Origin of the sequence: Gilliamella sp. wkB171, assembly GCF_001693755.1 — a bacterium.
Taxonomy (GTDB): Bacteria; Pseudomonadota; Gammaproteobacteria; order Enterobacterales; family Orbaceae; genus Gilliamella; species Gilliamella apicola_F.
In genome coordinates this window covers 91,755-107,146 of the sequence record NZ_LYST01000044.1, presented here as the reverse complement: position 1 = coordinate 107,146, position 15,392 = coordinate 91,755, and the positions used below count along the sequence as shown (strand labels likewise).

14 protein-coding genes are annotated in these 15,392 nt (G+C 35.1%); all 14 read right to left on the bottom strand.

Annotated features, from left to right (window positions below; genetic code table 11):
• Positions 1 to 332: 332 nt before the first annotated feature.
• The 14 genes from A9G03_RS09550 to A9G03_RS09490 all read right to left on the bottom strand — a co-directional run bounded on the left by A9G03_RS09550 (position 333) and on the right by A9G03_RS09490 (position 15,353).
• Positions 333 to 956, bottom strand: coding sequence for a cysteine hydrolase (locus A9G03_RS09550; protein ID WP_179854756.1), 624 nt, complete (start codon positions 954 to 956; stop codon positions 333 to 335).
• Positions 957 to 2,060: 1,104 nt separating this feature from the next.
• Positions 2,061 to 2,495, bottom strand: coding sequence for a type VI secretion system baseplate subunit TssE (tssE, locus tag A9G03_RS09545; protein ID WP_065632972.1), 435 nt, complete (start codon positions 2,493 to 2,495; stop codon positions 2,061 to 2,063).
• Positions 2,492 to 3,010: a type VI secretion system lipoprotein TssJ gene (gene tssJ / locus A9G03_RS09540; RefSeq protein WP_176700929.1), complete on the bottom strand. Its 519-nt coding sequence runs from the start codon at positions 3,008 to 3,010 to the stop codon at positions 2,492 to 2,494. Before tssJ ends, tssE begins: the two co-directional genes overlap by 4 nt.
• Positions 3,011 to 3,026: 16 nt before the next feature.
• Positions 3,027 to 4,067 (bottom strand): type VI secretion system baseplate subunit TssG, encoded by a 1,041-nt coding sequence (gene tssG / locus A9G03_RS09535; protein WP_065632974.1) that lies wholly within the window; start codon positions 4,065 to 4,067, stop codon positions 3,027 to 3,029.
• Positions 4,031 to 5,794 (bottom strand): type VI secretion system baseplate subunit TssF, encoded by a 1,764-nt coding sequence (gene tssF / locus A9G03_RS09530; RefSeq protein ID WP_065632975.1) that lies wholly within the window; start codon positions 5,792 to 5,794, stop codon positions 4,031 to 4,033. The genes tssG and tssF overlap by 37 nt, the downstream gene beginning before the upstream one ends.
• 54 nt (positions 5,795 to 5,848) lie before the next feature.
• The gene (gene tssA, locus A9G03_RS09525) at positions 5,849 to 7,459 is read right to left on the bottom strand and encodes a type VI secretion system protein TssA (protein WP_065799057.1); all 1,611 of its coding nucleotides are present in this window, start codon (positions 7,457 to 7,459) and stop codon (positions 5,849 to 5,851) included.
• A 28-nt stretch (positions 7,460 to 7,487) separates the two neighbouring features.
• A complete protein-coding gene (locus tag A9G03_RS09520) occupies positions 7,488 to 10,814 on the bottom strand; it encodes an ImcF-related family protein (RefSeq protein WP_065799056.1) in 3,327 nt (1,108 codons plus the stop codon).
• 5 nt (positions 10,815 to 10,819) lie between these two features.
• Complete coding sequence (locus A9G03_RS09515) at positions 10,820 to 12,022, bottom strand: hypothetical protein (protein ID WP_065799055.1); 1,203 nt, start codon at positions 12,020 to 12,022, stop codon at positions 10,820 to 10,822.
• Positions 12,022 to 12,294, bottom strand: coding sequence for a PAAR domain-containing protein (locus tag A9G03_RS09510; protein WP_082209441.1), 273 nt, complete (start codon positions 12,292 to 12,294; stop codon positions 12,022 to 12,024). Before A9G03_RS09510 ends, A9G03_RS09515 begins: the two co-directional genes overlap by 1 nt.
• A gap of 113 nt (positions 12,295 to 12,407) precedes the next feature.
• Positions 12,408 to 13,106, bottom strand: a complete 699-nt coding sequence (locus A9G03_RS09505; RefSeq protein ID WP_065799054.1) for a hypothetical protein — start codon at positions 13,104 to 13,106, stop codon at positions 12,408 to 12,410.
• 54 nt (positions 13,107 to 13,160) lie between these two features.
• Entirely contained in the window at positions 13,161 to 13,445 is a 285-nt protein-coding gene (locus A9G03_RS09500; protein WP_143425845.1) for a hypothetical protein, read from the bottom strand.
• Between the two features lie 16 nt (positions 13,446 to 13,461).
• Entirely contained in the window at positions 13,462 to 13,596 is a 135-nt protein-coding gene (locus tag A9G03_RS12365) for a PAAR domain-containing protein (RefSeq protein WP_082209440.1), read from the bottom strand.
• A 113-nt stretch (positions 13,597 to 13,709) separates the two neighbouring features.
• On the bottom strand, positions 13,710 to 14,408 hold the full coding sequence (locus A9G03_RS09495) for a hypothetical protein (protein WP_065799052.1): 699 nt from the start codon (positions 14,406 to 14,408) through the stop codon (positions 13,710 to 13,712).
• 54 nt (positions 14,409 to 14,462) lie between these two features.
• Complete coding sequence (locus A9G03_RS09490) at positions 14,463 to 15,353, bottom strand: DUF6708 domain-containing protein (RefSeq protein ID WP_065799051.1); 891 nt, start codon at positions 15,351 to 15,353, stop codon at positions 14,463 to 14,465.
• Positions 15,354 to 15,392: the final 39 nt, after the last annotated feature.

Sequence of the window (15,392 nt, the reverse complement as noted above, 5' to 3'; positions counted from 1 at the left end):
TTGTTTTACTCATATTAGATAAAAAGTTTTCAATGCCCCTTAATTTCTTTTATATTAAAATCTATATTTTTTGGTATCTTATTAATTTTTTAATCTTATCAAAACAATTAACTCACAATCATTGAGATATTTTTAGATAAGAGCAAAAAGTACCTACGAATGATTCGTTATATTTCAATTTAAAAAGATTGCTATTGATTGCTTTAATACTGTTAGTTGATATTTAGCTTAAATTTGATGAGTATGATATAGCTATCCCAATGTTGGGACAGCCTAACTTATTTTTTATATTAAATTGAATCTATTGAAAATATTGATATTGTTTTAACAAGTTATCGATCATCGTACAATCGTTCAAATTCTTTAGTCGTTATCGATTCGCCGTAATGAGGAACTGTGTATTTCAACATGTGTTCTTGCTGAATTTTATCGAATGTACCTGTAGCATCACTAATGATGACTGGAAAATAGCCTTTGTCTTGAGCTTCACGAAAGGTTGATTCTACACAAACATTGGTCGCGTATCCTACTAAATAAAGTGTTTCAATACTATTGTTTCTAAGGTAAATGTCTAAATTAGAACCAGAAAAGCCACTTGATCCGGTTCTACCCATTACAATAAATTCTTCATTTTTTGGTGTTAATGTTTCATAAAATTGCGAATTAAAACTATCGACAGGAAATGTACCAAAGTGACTAATTGCATGCCTTAGGCCTGTTTTTCCATTGGCTAACTCTGGATAACCTTTTTGAAATCTCAAACCACAATGGATAATTGGCATGTGAATTTGCCTTGCATAAAATAAGCTTGATTCAATATTTTTGATTGATTCTTCAAATAGATCTTTATCTTTAAAGCTTTGGTATAAATGCCCAGAAGGATGAAGCCATTCATTTTGGCATTCGATAAGAATTAATGCAGATTTTTTAATATCTTCTGTTTTTGATTTTAACATAGGTACATGTGTATCCATAAAATATGTTGTTATGTTTAATTTAAACACCTCATCATTACTGATATTTGGTGTTTGTTTTTATATAGGTATGCTATTTTACTGATATAAACATTTTTTGCAATTTATTTACAATAATTGTAGCTAAATTACAATGCGGGTGATTTTGTATGGTATTTGATTATCAATTTTTAAAAACATTAATTAGTGGTGTGTGAAGGTATCTTAGATAACAGGAATACCAACACGGTAAATTCCTTATAGGGAAGGCAAAGGTTTTGTAAAAAGTCTTACTAAAAGAGAAGCGCAAAAATAGATAGGATAGCTATTTTAACATTAAAAAAAGCTTTTCATTAAATAGGTTACAGATGAAGGATCCATTTTAAAAACAACCAAACTAAAAGAAGTCAAAAGTATCGAAATGGTGAAATCCACATTAAAAAAGTTAAAAAAACAGAGCGTATTAATTAAAGTATCTACACTTTTTGATATAACAAAATCAGGTAGTAATATTGACTAAAATATACGGTGGTTTTCAACTTTATAACTCTGTTTTTTAGGTGCTTTACAATAAAAAGTGCTCTCATCCAGTTGAAAAACATCAAAAAATACTATCGTCAAACCACCAAGCAAAATGATTATGCTAGATATTTTGTACTATAATAGACTCATACCACTGCATTATTGTTTACTGTAAAATTAAAAATTAAAAATTAAAAATTAAAACGTAAACGATACTTATTTTTGCTGAGCTCTCACATTTTTATTCCGGTTACTTTACAAATATCGTTTACTTAAGCCACTCGATTTAGCACCCTTGTTTAGCATGCTTTTTGCAAACTAATTAATTGTATGCTTGAAATCTTTTTGTAGCACGCGAGTTATCATATTTTTCACTGTATTGCTATCGTCATTTGCAGCACTACACCAAATGGCATAGTGTCGCCAGTTTTGTAATAGTGTTAAATTAGTGGGATAAATTCCTTTAACCAGACCAATCGCCAAATCCTATGCCATAACATGCTTTGGGCCAATTTATTTTGATTGCTAAACGATTTCATAAATTTTATGTGAAAATAACTAACTTAAAATTTATTATTTATTGGGTCAATTTTTGTTAACAGTGACACCATTACGGGTATATTTTAAACGTGCTTTACCATCGGGCATAAAATAAGTTCCATATTTGACAAGTCCACCTTCTTTCAAATGGCAGGTTAGTTCATAAGCAAGGACCATGGTATCATGGTTTTTATCGTCGATATGGATATCAATGGAAGATAACCTAGGTTCATACTTTAATAGTGTTTGTTCTATTGCTCTCATCAAAATATAAGCTGATGAGGGTAGGGCTTGAAAGATGGTTGACATATCAGGTAAGCCATAATCGGGCATATGTTTTACTGCACCAGCCCGACTATTTAAGATACGTTCAATATTATCCATGACACTAATAATGGTTTGCTCATTTTCCGCTACATCGTCAATGGGGATGCCTGATTGAAAATAGCCATAAAGAATATCGTATAATGAAGCACTCATTTACTTTCATCCACTAGTTTTATAGTATATTGGCTTGCAATAATTTGTCGTGGTTTAGTGATATTTAAATCACTACGGGTTAATACCATTCGCCAACTATTTTCCTTTAAATTAGGGTCTTTATAAAGTGCGGCAATTCCCACAACCTCAGCTTTTTTATTAAAAGGAACATCAACAGAAACTGATGTATTAGGTTTTAAAATCAATTCTTTACTCTCAATTAATGATTCCTTTAATGCATCACTATCTTGGTTAACCAGATCCTGATAAGGAGCGGAATTGAATGTTTTATCATCCTTTAATTGATAAATACGAATAACAACAGGTGAAGAGTGGCTGTCATCATCCATATTTAATTCTGCTCTTGCAATAAAATCCAGATGTATTGTCCTAATATCCCATGAAAAAACAGAATTACTTAAGCCAACTGCACCTTCTGATACGCTTTGGGCAATTCCACAACCCGTTAATCCTATGGTTAATATACTTATTATCAATACACAAATTAATCTCATATTTAATCCTTTTTTATTATGCAGCATAATCTATTCCAGAGTAGTGGCCTATGTTCACAGCAACTTCATCCTCAATCTTTTCATTAGTCGTGTTTTTTATTAATGATGCTGTTTGACCTAGACGACTATTTTTAGGTTTTAATTGACTTCGTGGTAAAAATCGACGTTGAATACAAAGTGTCATTTTGGCATCAACCTGATAACCTAAATAAGCGCGTAATAAAGCCATCAAATCACGATGTAACTGTCCTCCCGGCAGTAAATCAATCACTTGCTGTTCATATTGAGGCGTAATCGCAATATGAACGGTTTGATTACACTCTCTAAAACGAGAACCTAATACCGCTCCTCCATTTAAACTAACCGGTTGTACTTTATCGCCTAATTGTGCTGGGTTATCAATTGACTGCCAAATAGGATAGAATTCACTTACTACTACTTTTGCATCATGTACTAAAACACGTACCAAACCAACAATACCGTCAGCTGTTCGTGTTTTTTGTGTAATTAAACCTAATAATGCCAAAAAACGTGATGCTGGTGTACCAATTTGTTCGACCGTGCCTTTGATCCCCAGTCCCGTCAATCCAAGCAAACATTTTGATAATGGATCTTTTCCTCCACTTAGAAAACTCGCAGGGTAATGATATTTTAACCAAATACGATAAAACTGAGTGATGGTACGATGATTAAACATATCCAAGAAATCAGTCATTACTTGATAGTTTTCTTCACGACGAATGATATTATCAAGTAAGCCCAGCGGTAGTACCGAGTCAACCCCATATAATCCTAAAAATCGCGTTCTTACTGTAGCAGGTCGATTAACATAAGGTGCTCTTTCGATATATTTTAGTTCACTAGCAGGAAAAGACATATCGATCGATGGCGCAAAACGCAAAGGATCGGCTGCGGGTGTTTCGTATTTGCCAAGTATAGGTTCATTTGCATACATTTGCTCAAGTAATTGACAAAAACGATAAAAATTCATTTTTGGCAAAACACTTTCAAGTGTTTGCATTAAAATGCTGTTTTCGATATTTTGCTGTGATTCCATATAATTTTATTTCCTGTTGGTAAAGGAATAATAACTAATTTAGTGAATAAATTTACATCGGCATACAGGGCAAAAAATTGATGTAACAACTCACCAAAAAGCATGACATCGCCTTCACCGGCAAACTGATAACTATTGAGCGTCACCTCTATTTCTATACCTCGCTGTAGCATTCCTTTTTCGATACGCTTAATCATTCGATGAGAGACATTAACAATGCCCTCCAATCGTCGACGATTGAGTTCGTTATCGGTCCAATCATATAAAGCTAGCGTTCCTCGTAACACTTCTGCATTCATCAAGGAGAGATAATTCGGTGCTAAATGCGACAAAACGCGCCAATAAAAGCGATCTTCCGTTGGCGGATAACATGGTAATGTTGGCGAACATAAATTGTGTACACGGCTTATGCTGTTTTGAGCATGACAAAGCTCATCAATACGTGCATTGCGTAATACTTTACGCGGCAACATACCATTTGTACCGGTAATTTGTAATGATAATGTTTCGGTTTCTAACATTTCATCTTTATCCCAGATCTTACCGCCCAGAATTAACCAAGTTTCATGTAATCCTGATGCACCTTTGCGAACGCGTGTATGATAATATCTTTCAGGTGCATCATGCCTTAACATTCCTCCTCGATGTTTGAAGCTGGTAAAAGGCACATAGTGATAACGACCATTACGGGTGATGGCTTCCACATGTTCAACAGAATAAACCTCGACATGTCCATCTTGACGAAGTAACGGCCTAAGTAAATACTCGCTCTCCAATTGGTTAACAACGATTGGATCTGCCTCTAAATCAAATAAATTGATGACCGGAACACAATGTAAACGAATATTATCGTGATTAAACGGCATATCGGTTGGCCAATTTTGATTTAAAATGAGCTCAATATCGATATAACGGCAGTGCTCTGGTACGTCATCAATATTGAGTCCATGAAGATCCACAAACATAAACTTTTCACGAAAAGCAAAATATTCCAATAAAAGCTGATAGCCGGCAAAAGCATTATCTGGTTTTAACCATAACCGATCATCATCAGAAAAACCAACTGGGGTTATTTTACCTTGAATTGTTACCCGATTTTCCGGGTTTGTTGAATACCGTAAATGCATGGAAGCAACTTGCTGCGTTAAAGCAAAATGCAATGTTGATGCAATGGGTCCATCAGCATTCAAATAAAGTCGTAATTTAGATAGATCAAGTTGTTCAAAATCTGCTAACTCACCAAAACTTAAACGCAAAGTAATCATACTTCGACCATCATGGTGAAATCCTAAGTTAGCTTGACTAATTTTAATTGGTTGTAATATAACATCTTGGGTTGTTCGATAAGGGCATTTAGTGCCAGCTTGTCCAAGAGGCTCACTTTGTACTTTTAATCCTTCAGGAATGAGCTCTTGGCGCGATAATGTTGCATAATTGGGCGTTAACTCGATAATCGATAATGACGGTATTAAACGTAAATAATGCGGCCAAAGTAGGCTAACTAGGCTTTCAGTGAGTTCAGGCAAATCATCATCAATTTTTTGGCGTAAGCGCCCTGTCAAGAAAGCGAAGCCCTCAAATAAACGCTCTACATAAGGATCGCGATCACCTACTCGATCTAAATTTAGTTCACTTGCCCTGTCAGGATGAATTTTTGCAAATTCTTTTCCTGCTTCACGCAAATAGCGCATTTCTGATTCGTAATAGCGTAGAATTAGATCATCCATTGTTTGTCTCTTTGATTATTATTTATTATTCCTATCCAAATACCATGAATCATATTACATTATACTTAATGCTCTTGCGGGATCGAGTTGCATTAATTCATGATGTAACTGCTCAATTTGAGCAGAAAGATTTGGTTTTATACCATCTTTGAGATGATTTTTTTGTTTCATTAATCGTAGTAAACATCGTTTTACATCAAATAACAATTCCGGTTCCCATTGTAATAACGTGATACCTTGTTGTTGTTCATTAAGTCCAGTTAACAGTTTTAGTGCCACATCTTGTTGACCAAATTGTTCAGCTACACGTGCTTGGGTGTATTGTAGAAAATATCGTTGTTTAGGAGAGCGTAATGACGGTAAATTTTGTAACCATTGAAACGATTTCTCTAAATTTTCTGTGTGCGCGAGCTCTAATGCTTGTTTTTCAATCTCATTCCAATCGTTTTCGCCCGATACCGCAATTTGTACCATACTTTCACCTTCATCTAAATGGTGAATACGGGCATTGTTACTTATCCAACTTAGTGTTTCATCATCGGCAAATGGCATCCCATTTTCAAAACAAAGATGTTCAACACCGTTTAATCGTTCTAGCATCAAACCAATATCAGTCAGATAAATATCAGCCCAAGATTGATAAGGTTCTCCCATTTTTTGTAATGCTATTATGGTTGCACGTTGTAAATCTAACCAAAAGTGATTGGCACTTTCGGTGAATGCGGCCTCGGCGCGTTCAAAAAGATCATGCCATTGTTGTTGAATAATTAAACGACTAATATGTTGTTTAAGTTCTGTTCTTGGTGCTGGCAATCGTGTTTTCCCACGATGATCGGCTGGTGGTAAATCATTTATGGTATCCCAACGAATAACTCGTAAAAAACGCCCTGCAGCTAGGTAACCTTCTGGTTTTTCGCGTAAAAAAGAAGCCATTTTTCTAGCTTGCTCGAGTAAGTCTCGTTGGGAGCTGATTTTGACTTCACCTTCGCTACGAATTGGTGTAGATAATGGTGGGGAAGGTGGTGTCTCCTCGATGTTTTCTTCCGTCTTATTTAGGTTGGGCGCTTGCTTGATTCCATTTGTAAAAAAATGAACTAAAGCTGTTAAATCAGGGGCGCTAATTGGGTGATTAAGATCTTCATTTACAAATAACGTATTACAACAGGTATCTATCATGTTTAATGCTACAATAATACGTGTTAAACATGCTTCTGGTATCGGCTGTAATGGGGTAAGTTCATCAATAAATTTACTACTAGCTAACCATTCTATGGCATTTTTACGAATATTGTGACGGGAAGGGTAAATCGACTCACCAAATTTGTCCAATAATCCTGCTAGTAGTTCAACCCCATCAGCAAATCCTTCTGCACCATCAATATGTAAACGAGCCAAGCAATAATAAGTGGCGACACGAATATCTTTACTATTTTGTTTCAAGATAGTTTCGCTTTCTGTTGCAATCAGCGTGTAATTAATACCTGAAAGTTTAGTTATTTCTTCTTTAATTTCTTGAAAAGAATCAGAATATGTTAAATCTTCACCCGCTGGTTTATCTAAACTAATCGGCTGTAACCAATCAGCCCAATGTTGATTTAATTGTTGTGCTATGGATTCTTTTGGATCTTGCTGTCCAAAAAAACGATTCAATAGTTGACTAAACATAAAAATATTCCATTTTTATAATACATCATTATTCAAATACATTTTGTGGCAATGAAAAATTCCGCAATTTTAACAATGTCAACGGACCACCACCTAATTGGGTGCGTAAAATAAAACGTAGTTTACGATCATCGGGTGCATTCCAAATCAATTCATAACGACTTGAATCTAATGGTTTCACAGATGCTGATTCAAGTAGACGTATCCATGCCCAATCACCACTATAGTATTTATAAAGACGCATTCCAGATGCATCACTACTCCAACTCAATTGTGAAGAAAGTGAATAGCCATCGCCTGGCCAGTTAAAACGCTGCCATGTTGGAATTTGATTAAAATACTCTAATTTTTGTTTATTAATTACCAATTCAGAACGCGCGATGTTATTTCCACTGCGAGGCATGATATCAAACGACAAAGCAACATCACCACTTGATAATATTTCTGTTGCAATTTGATTAAATAATGTTAATGCTTCAAGGAATTTAGGTGAAAAATTTAAGCCCTGCGCGTTAGCTGTATTCACAACCCAGCTTCCACCTTTCTTCTCTAATACACCACTTAATTCACTGATAATAAAACGATCAATAATTCCAGTGTCAGGTCGTAAAAAGCGCGCTAATTCAGCTAACGATGCATCATTTTCTCTGTCTTTAAATGGATAACGGCCAGAAAACGATTTTTCCCATTGACTTGCCACATAGTTATTCCATAGATCATTAAAGCTTGTGGCAGCAGGCTCTAAAACGACTTGCCATGCTTGTTCTAAAGGCTGTTTAAATAAATTGTAACCAAACCCTGACCACTCCTCACCAAGATTTGCCGCGATTAAGTTGCCATAATCGCGTGTTTCAGTTAAATCGACAGAAGTCCCTTTAAAAACGCTTTTTGCTAATTCTTGCATTCTTGCTTGAGGATCAGCGCTGTTTGTAACATTTTGTAACTTGAGGCGAACTTGTGTCACTCTCAGTAAATAAGTTTGCAAAGAAAGTCCATTAGTATTGTCATTTTTTAGTAAGTTGTTCACAGGTAAAAAAGTTGCTGTTAATGGGCCTGATGCTTCATTATTTTTAGGTAATCCTGTTTGAGATTTACTCCCCATAAGTTCTTGTGCTGAACGAATCAAACTGTCGGATAATCCATCCCCAGTATATGCGACTTCTGATTGGTATTTCACCACATTCATAAGCGCAATTAATGGTGATTGTCTGGTATCAGCAAGTAAAGTGAGTTGCTCAATCACATCCGATACATTATCGGCTTTATGCCACTCAATTGTATTTAAAAATTGCAACCAAGCGGCACTATACTCACTAAAATAACGTTCAGTAAGTTGTTGTTTTAATGTCTCAAGCGAAATAGATGATGTTGATGCATTTACCCCATCACTTAATACCCAATCGATTTGTTCTTTACGTGACTTAGCAATATTATCAATTTCATCTTTGATGGTATCATCCCAAGCTTTTCGGGTATAGACACCAGGCACATCCATATCATTCGAAAAGAGTAATCGGCTATCTAAACCTTCAAGCAATTGATTTAAGTTTTGATTTGCATAGTGCTGGCTTGCTCGCTGAATCATCTCTTGGTAAAGAGTATTCACCGCATTTTGTACACCAATATTATTAATCAAAATTTGGCGGACGTCTTTAATCAAACGCGGATTGCTAGATAGTGCCCAATCAGGATGCATATTGAGTACTTGTCCCCAAAAACGAACCAAATCCGGCATTAAACGTAACCAATCACCATCATTGACTCCTTGAGGTGCACGCCATATTTTACTAGCAAATTTGCTTAAATAATCTCCATCACTTTTATCTGGATGATTCATCATTAAATAAGCTTTCAATGCATCATATGCGGATTCTACCAGTTTATTTCGTCTAGGATCATTTGGTGGTAATTCAGTCAGTAATGTTAAATACTGAGCTATATTGTCATAAAATGGTGTTGCAATATTACGTGAATTGGTTGCACGATAGGTAAGCCATAATTTATTTAATAGCGCATCATTATGATTTAAGCCAAATCGATACGATAATGGTGCACCGTGTTGTTGTCGAAAAAGCAACTGTTCTAAACGTTGTTGTAACTGGTATTGAGTTTGCAATTGAACGGTATAGTTTTGAGTTACTGAATTATCGGCTTGTTTAACCAATTCGACGCTATCATTGATTAGTGATGCATTACGGAAAAATGAAGTCAGTAATGCAACACTTGTCATTGTCATTACAGCAATTAAAGCGTAACAAGATAATAACCCCCATTGAATCCCCATTCTTCGTCCAAATTGTAAATTTGCATCATCACTAATTGACTGCCATGTTGGTGTCATTAACAATGAATGTTCAAAAAAAGAGGAATCGTGATTTGAATTATGCTGGTTAGACATAAAAAACAGGCCACGAACGCAAGGAGAGAAACGGAAGGAAGTTAGCAAGGTCAAGTAACGTTTAATATTAGTGATATCACCTTTAACTAAATTTTGGCTAATTTGCAATAAAAAGGCGTGACAAACATTCCTTTTGATTTGTTGTATTCCACGTTTACTACAATCTTTGGCTAATTGATTAAGTGATAAATCAACAGACTCCATTGACTCTTTTTTTAACGTTGAAAAGAAAACGCCAACACTTTGTTCTATGCGCCCAGCTTGTGACCACTCTTCTTTTTGCCTTGCAACTAAATAAAGTGGGGCAGACCAATTTAATATTTTATTTCGTTTATGTAACTGGACTACTGCTTTTTCGAGAGCTAATTGATGTTGCCTTGTATTATCTAAATAATGCTCAGGTAAAGCCCAAATTAAGGCATTAATTGGTTTTCCCCAAAAAGGCACACAACGAGAAAGTTGTTTTTTTAAGGCTTGCAACCAAGGAGTATTGATCTCATCTTGTATATCCCCACCATAAATCATTAACGTCTCATCACATAATTGCCAGCCTTCAGCCGTTAAATTTGGTAATAAAGCTTGCACATCAGAAGCAGATCCTAATACTAAACATTTGCGAATTTTATAGCGCCAAAAGATGCCGTAGCGACTATAAAAAAACTTAACTATTTCATCGAAAAAACCAGTCTTTTCGGATTTTTTTGTTTTTTTATCATCAGTATCAATATGACTTTTATCCATCATTTTGAAGTTGAATTTTATTATTTTATTTAATGACAAAAATATCAAATTGTTTAGATGCGATAATACCAATGCAATAATGATTACGACAGTTGTTGCTAACCATTTATCACCATTGGTCGTAAAAAAAGAAAAACTGTTTTGCCAAATAAAATAAATAACGATAATTGCAATCAGAAATAACAATATCATCCAAGTTATAGTGATTTTTTTCATTTGTTCTATTTTCCCTGCAAATATTCAACAACTTGAGCACTAATGTTTGGATTACCGACTATCACAAACTGTTTATTCTTAGTTGTTAGTGTGTTTTCTACAGCTAAAGCTAATGCCAGCCAATAAGTACTATAACCTACAGAACCAATCGAGGTATCGATATTAAAAATGCCGTTTGGTTTGAAATCAATGTCATTAAAGTGATTCATGATTTGAATATTAATGTCGTTTGATATACCGCCATACCAAACACCGTCAAAACGTTTATTATCTGTATTTCCCCACAATAGAGCTTTATCTATTGTTTGACTTAATGAATCTGTCTGTTCACTACGGCACACTTTTACTAAAGGTAATTGTAAGGTTGATAAAAATGGTGTTTTAACTGCGCGTTCGCCTGCTAATAGCATTAATGATGCAAATTCGCCTTCATTTTTTGTTGGGGAATTAAATAAATGAGCACTAATAACAAGTAGCAAATCGTCATCATGATCACTATTGTCTAGCCATGCTTCTATAAATGTAGAACTACTTTTAGTGTCTTCAATTTTAAAACTTGAAGTACGAATAAGTGAACCTACTGTTTGTGACCATAGGTTTTCAAGATTCTCGATTGGACTTGTTGAATCAATAAAAAAACGCACATGAATGTTCAAATCCGATGGTAACTGGTTAAAATAAGATTTGTAATGCTGTTGCCATTGTTTAAATAGTGGCTCTAATCGTTCATAAAAATCACCACTATTTACATTATTAGGTAAGGATAATGCACTATGTGGAATAATACTACTACCACTTGGATGACGCTTAGTAATCAGTACAAATCGGTTATTAACAATACCGTTGGCATTATTATATTCACTATATTCGGTGGTAAGGTTGTAATACAAAACATATAACCCACGCCTTGCGTAGTTAACCAGTTGTTGATAGCGTATATCTCGGTAAGCGTTCCATTGTTTAATATAGGTTTCTCGATAACCTCTATAATAAAGACCATACAAAAATATAAACACCCAAATTAAAACTGGTAAGACTAATGCTCCGAATACAAATAATAAATTGGCTATGGTGTAAAAAAAGCTCAATACAAAGGTAGTGATGCATCCTATTACAACAAAAACGATTAATACCCCCCCCCAAAATAAAAAGTTAAATTTCTTGGGGTTAGGTAGGGTGGGGGGTAATGATGTTAAATCAACAGACATTAACCTTTCCCCACATTAGTTAGTGATGAAATTAACACACATCCACAAGCAGCATGGTGACCATCTAACGCGACGGGCTTACCCTGATCAAGAAAGGTTGGCTCTCCCTCAATGATGGGATTGACACCATGATCTTTTTTCGGGCAACTAACCATATCTCCGATGCGCGCTAAGGGCTTTCCTTGAATAATTGTTGTTGAGGAGGCCGAAATAACTTTGCCACCATGATCTGTAGAATCGCCTAAGCGAATAACGCCACGCAATTTACCCATTGTTTATTTCCTATTATTTTTTATTTTATAATTAATAATATTTGTATTCGCAAGCAATATTAATCTTTTATACTGTTAAAAAATACCTAATACCGCCAATTTTTTTAATAACGTTAGTCCCTTTGATGTAAAAAAAATCCATTATGAATTATAATTCCGTTTACAATATGCCACTCTTTGGCGCCGGCTTCCTTGGCAAAATACGCTTTATAACGTCCTTCTTTTTCGCTTAAAAGCTCTTCCATTTTTTTTCCATATAATTCTTTGATAAAGGGCATATTGGCTTTTAACCAATCTTCAGGCAAATTTTCGATGGTAAATTCAAAATAGACTGGTTTTATTTTTCTTCCAGAAATATAAGTTATTTCATCGTCATCAGTAGGCATATCCTCATATGAATTTTTAAGGCTCTGCACAACAATTCGACCAAAACAAAAACCATCAGTAGATGATTGACGGTAAAAATGCTGTTGCCCAAAAGGGGTTAAACTGTAACGATAAATAGGTTTGCCATCATCTTCACCGGTAGGCTCTTCGCTAAATAACCCCATTTGGCTAAAAGCGTGTAATGATTGATTTAAACGGTTATTACCTATGATGTCAAGAGCATCAGTATATGGCGGAAAGGTATTTATTGATGTATAAGGATAAACGCCTTTCCCACTAAAAGATAGACAAAATCCCTTATCACCATTAGGGTTAGAAGCATCATACTCTTGTTGAATTTTCTCTTTAAAATGAGAAAAGTCACACTTGGTGAGTAAAAACACTATCCCAGCGAGTATTAATATCAAGATGGCTTTCATATTCATGCTTTAATCCTTATTTATAGTTATTCTTATATTTAAGCTGCTTTACAAGCAGACCTATGCTTGGTGTTCAATATTGTAGGGTGGATACATTTTGCCCACTAAGTCATACTGTTTTTCAATTTCGGCCAATTCTGCTTTCGAGCTGGCTTTCGATGCTTTATCAACACCTTCTGGCCAGATAATCGGTGAAGCAAAACGAAGATTAATATCATGCGACCAATGTGTTGGTTGTACTTCACTTTTATAGCTTAGCTCACGTGCAAACGCCATATACTCCATAATCCAAAGCCATTCATCATAAAGTGCGGGAGCATCACACACAAGAAAGTAATCAATCACTTCATAAGTGCCGGGCTTACATGCGGCTAACCATATCTCCGATGCGCGCTAAGGGCTTTCCTTGAATAATTGTTGTTGAGGAGGCCGAAATAACTTTGCCACCATGATCTGTAGAATCGCCTAAGCGAATAACGCCACGCAATTTACCCATTGTTTATTTCCTATTATTTTTTATTTAATAATTAATAATATTTGTATTCGCAAGCAATATTAATCTTTTATACTGTTAAAAAATACCTAATACCGCCAATTTTTTAAATCACGTTAGTCCCTTTGATGTAAAAAAAATCCATTATGAATTATAATTCCGTTTACAATATGCCACTCTTTGGCGCCGGCTTCCTTGGCAAAATACACTCTATAACGCCCTTCTTTTTCGCTTAAAAGCTCTTCTATTTCTTCTCCATATAATTCTTTGATAAAAGGCATATTGGCTTTTAACCAATCTTCAGGCAAATTTTCGATGGTAAAATCAAAGTAGACTCGCTTCTTTTTTCTTCCAGAAATATAGGTTACTTCATAGTTATCAGTAGGCATATCTTTATAAGATTTTTTAAGGCTCTGCACAACAATTCGACCAAAACAAAAACCATCAGTAGATGATTGACGGTAAAAATGCTGTTGCCCAAAAGGGGTTAAACTGTAACGATAAATAGGTTTGCCATCATCTTCACCGGTAGGCTCTTCGCTAAATAACCCTATTTGGCTAAAAGCGTGTAATGATTGATTTAAACGGTTATTACCTATGATGTCAAGAGCATCAGTATATGGCGGAAAGGTATTTATTGATGTATAAGGATAAACGCCTTTCCCACTAAAAGATAGACAAAATCCCTTATCACCATTAGGGTTAGAAGCATCATACTCTTGTTGAATTTTCTCTTTAAAATGAGAAAAGTCACACTTGGTGAGTAAAAACACTATCCCAGCGAGTATTAATATCAAGATGGCTTTCATATTCATGCTTTAATCCTTATTTATAGTTATTCTTATATTTAAGCTGCTTTACAAGCAGACCTATGCTTGGTGTTCAATATTGTAGGGTGGATACATTTTGCCCACTAAGTCATACTGTTTTTCAATTTCGGCCAATTCTGCTTTCGAGCTGGCTTTCGATGCTTTATCAACACCTTCTGGCCAGATAATCGGTGAAGCAAAACGAAGATTAATATCATGCGACCAATGTGTTGGTTGTACTTCACTTTTATAGCTTAGCTCACGTGCAAACGCCATATACTCCATAATCCAAAGCCATTCATCATAAAGTGCGGGAGCATCACACACAAGAAAGTAATCAATCACTTCATAAGTGCCGGGCTTACATGCGGCTAACCATAATTCGTTAACAACCCCTTTTCGCCGTGAAAAAGCACTTAAATTGTCCCATTCAAATACTTTAATATCGGGAGTTGCCATTCGCATTAAGACTTTCCATGGAAACCAAAAATAATGTTTATTCAATTGTGGGTCGTAGACATAGACTTTACCAGTTTGTCGATTAAAACGGACAGGAATATCGGCAGGTAACAATAAACTGCGGATGGTTAAACCAGAAGTACAAATGCTTAAAAAAGGGACAATGGCAACAATAAAACAGAGCCAAATAAAAGCCAGTCCGATATTATCTAATTCGGTAATGGCAAAAATTGCTGCATATAACAATCCTCCTACAGAAATCAACATGCTAATAAAAGCCAATAGTCCAAATAAAATATTGTTGGTTCTTTCGCCATTGCTAAATCGCCCCAGTTCACAATAGGTATCATCAGCATATCGCATCTGTTTTAAATAAGGTCTTCCTTGTTTATCTTTTTTTAAGCGAACCCCTGAATCATAACGGTTAATCGATTTTTCTAAATCTCTTGTCCAACCATAAATTTTTGGTGTGTAGCGTGTACTATTAAACATAATTATTGATTCCTGTGTTTTATTAAAATGTATTAGCAC